This is a genomic window from Lacinutrix himadriensis, from assembly GCF_001418105.1.
GTDB lineage: Bacteria > Bacteroidota > Bacteroidia > Flavobacteriales > Flavobacteriaceae > Oceanihabitans > Oceanihabitans himadriense.
Window position 1 is genome coordinate 1 of the sequence record NZ_LIQI01000010.1, and the last position, 3,358, is coordinate 3,358.

Genomic DNA, 3,358 nt, shown 5'->3' on the forward strand with positions numbered 1-3,358 from the left:
CAGTTCAACCTCTTTTTGAAGTGCCTTAATTCTAGATATTTCGTCTTTCGTTTCCACTTTTACTCTGGTGTTCATTAAGTCTTTACGATTGTACTTTTTAATCCACTCGTTAACAGTTGTAGGTGCGATAGAGTAGAGTTTACAAAGTTCGCTCTTTGTGTGTTTTCCGGTTGTAAGTTCGGCTAAAATTTTTAATTTAAAAGGTTCGCTGTAACGTCTAATTACTTTGTCATTTCTGTACATAATGTTTAAAATTATGTAGCCTTATTTTAGGACGGGTCAAACTGTTTGCTAACGGTCTTGTGTATGGTTAGTTGCGTGGTTTAGGGACTAAGTTAACAAACATTTACGAACCCGTGAATATTCCGCAGGAATATTCGCAAGTAGGCTAGAACCAAGCAATTAATTATACACGATGTTGTGCGTTCGTACTTCTTGTTTTAATTCCAATTTTCCAAATTCCAAGATTCAATCCAATTGGCAGTTTCTTTAATATTATAATTATTTGGTTTTTCTCCGTAAAGTTCTTTCAGTTTGTTTGGGATTAGAGCATAATCAAAATTCCAAAGTTTATTCTTGTCAGTCGTTCTAATTCCGTCAAAATCTTCGCCATCTTGGGCTTCGTCAGTAAAATAAATTCCAGTTTGGTTAAATTCTTTTGCCATTTCTTTTACTAGTCTTGTGACAAGTGAAAAAACAAAATCTTTATACTTTCCGTTTTTGTAATCATTTATTGTTTGGGATTCGATTAGCAAGTCGCAAGAAATCCAATTTTCTTTAAACGTTTTGTCAATCGCAGGTGTCCAAGCCATAATGAGTGGTCGTACTTTTATTTCCGAAAATGTAGTTTTATAAAATCCGTAGTCTGAATTGGAAAAAAATACAAATCCATTATCTTCAATTTTCCATTTGAGTGAGTCAAAATCCTTTTTAATTTCTGCATTCCAAACTCCAATTTGTTTTAAAACTTTTGTGAATTTTTTCAAAGTCGGTTTATAATCATTTCCGATTAATTTTTCATAAGTCTGTATATTGCTTAATTCAGGCATTTTCTTGATTTCAGGATTTCTTTCGCGTATGACGCACAACGGTTTTGTATATGATACGTTGCGTTGTTTAGCACGTAATTTAGCAAATAAAAACCGAATAGAAAATCCGCGAGGATTTTCGTAAGTAGGCTCTCACTAGCAATGGATTATATACGTTGTTGTAAGTAGTGCTTTTTTCATTCACTTACTTAATTTCAAAATCCGAAACGCTCCTTGAATTACCAAAATAAAAACGATTGTTCCGATAATTAAATCAGGTTTACTCGAACTCAACCAATTTACCAAAATTCCAGCAATTATTACTCCTAAATTGATAATCACGTCATTTGATGTAAAAATCATACTCGCTTTCATATGAGCCTCTTCTTTGCTTTTTGACTTTTGCAAAATGTAAAGACAAATTCCGTTTGCGATAAGTGCAAAAATCGAAACGATAATCATTGTCGAAAAATCGGGAAGTTTCTCGTCTCCAAAAAATCTTCTTAAAACTTCCACAAATCCAATAATCGCAAGTGTTATTTGAAAATATCCAGCAAGTTTTGCAATCCGCTTTTTCTTAACTATAGTTCCTCCAACCGCAAACAAACTAATTCCGTACACGAAACTGTCGGCAAGCATATCCAAACTGTCTGCAACAAGTCCCATTGATTTTGAGATAATTCCTGTTGTCATTTCGATAATGAAAAAAGCAAAATTGATTGCAAGTACAGACCAAAGTAGCTTTTTTTGGTTTGCGTTTTCTTTAAATTCCGTTTGGTCGGTTTGTTCCGTTGAGATTTTTTTTCCGCCTAAATTCAGTTCGATAACTGACTTTTCGATTTGGTCAATTTCTCCGCTGTGAAAAACAGTCAATTTTCGATTCGGAATATCAAAGTCCAGATTCGCAATACTTGAAATTCCGTCCAATTTCATTCGGATTAGATTTTCCTCTGAAGGACAGTCCATTTTGGTAATTTCAAATATCGTTTTATTCACTCGGTTTCTGGGTTTTTCGGCATTACTTACAACGGTTACGTATAAGAATAGTGCGGTTTTGTGTGCGAGGATTTTCCGCAGGAAAATCAGATGTAACAAAAATGCACTAACTCTTGTTTAAGCACTAATCTACGCATTATTTTTATGCGATGTTGGCAACTGGCTTTTCTTATTCACGATTAAATACTTGATTATAATATTCGTTCAATAATCCTTTTCCGCTATGTTTTGTTTTTAAAATCAGTTTTGATTCATCACAAGCCTTTTTATATAAACTCTGTTCTTTGTCATTCAGACTCTTTGAACCTAAATAAACCATTTTGTAAATCGGATTAGATTGTTCCAATTCAAACGCTTTTTTTAGCATTTCTTTTCCTTTAATTTCTAGTTCTTCATAATCTCCAAATTCGTATGGAAAAATTGAAATCGCATATCCAGCTATAAAATTAAATTCAGCCAATTCCGAGTATTTATTCAATCCATTTTTTAATTCAGATTCCAATTCAGTTCGCAAATCAATATCTTTCTTAAATTGACCATTAACATCTTCAATCATAGACCACAAAAAGAAGAAATAATATTTCCACGTTTCAAATTCCGCATTATTTTCCGAAATCAGTTTTTGATATTCAGAATACGCCTCGTTATATTTTTCGGCAGTTTCTAATTCAAATATTTGTTCCAGATTTTGATTCATTCGGGATTTTTTTTAGCTTGTTGCCAACGGTTTTGTATAAAAAGAGTTGCGTTTTTGCGTGCGAGGAATTTCCGTAGGAAATTCAGATGTAGCAAAAGTGCAACGATCTTTAAATTTTGTTCTAAATATAGCAATTTTTTTTATGCGTTGTTATATACTTTTGCGATAGAGTAGAGTGAGAGCGTTCTGCAAAAATTCAGAAATAGTTTTCCGAAATTTTTAGAGTTGGATTTATCTTCTTAAAACTCAAAAAAATCTCGTAAAGAAAACCAGGCTTTTTTCTGCATAAGTGATTTTCCATTTGAGTGATATTTCTGTAGAATTAAATTCAGTATTATATTAAGTTTTACAAACAACTTAAAGTTCCGCAAACAAGCTTAAATTCCGTTTGAGTGAGATTCAGAGTTTGTTTTTAAATTCAAAGTTTGAGTGAGAAAAAATTCCGATGAATTATGGTTTTAGTAATTCGGTTTTATTAGGAGTTACAATTTCAGAGCAATTGTATATAACGGTTACGTATAAGAATAGTGCGTTTTTGTGTGCGAGGATTTTCCGCAGGAAAATCAGAAGTAGCAAAAGTGCACTGTTCTTTGTTTAAGTACTAATCTACGCATTATTTTTATGCGATGTTGTGTGT

The 3,358-nt window shown here is 32.6% G+C and carries 4 protein-coding genes; all 4 read right to left on the reverse strand.

Annotation, left to right across the window (positions count from 1 at the left end):
• On the reverse strand, positions 1-243 hold a 243-nt coding region (locus AMD28_RS02160), incomplete at its 3' end, for a transposase (protein ID WP_055442521.1).
• A gap of 197 nt (positions 244-440) precedes the next feature.
• Positions 441-1,049, reverse strand: a complete 609-nt coding sequence (locus AMD28_RS02165) for a hypothetical protein (protein ID WP_055442529.1) — start codon at positions 1,047-1,049, stop codon at positions 441-443.
• A 180-nt stretch (positions 1,050-1,229) separates the two neighbouring features.
• Positions 1,230-2,024, reverse strand: coding sequence for a cation efflux transmembrane domain-containing protein (locus tag AMD28_RS02170; protein WP_162838496.1), 795 nt, complete (start codon positions 2,022-2,024; stop codon positions 1,230-1,232).
• A gap of 169 nt (positions 2,025-2,193) precedes the next feature.
• Entirely contained in the window at positions 2,194-2,721 is a 528-nt protein-coding gene (locus tag AMD28_RS02175; protein WP_055442531.1) for a hypothetical protein, read from the reverse strand.
• Positions 2,722-3,358 lie beyond the last annotated feature (637 nt).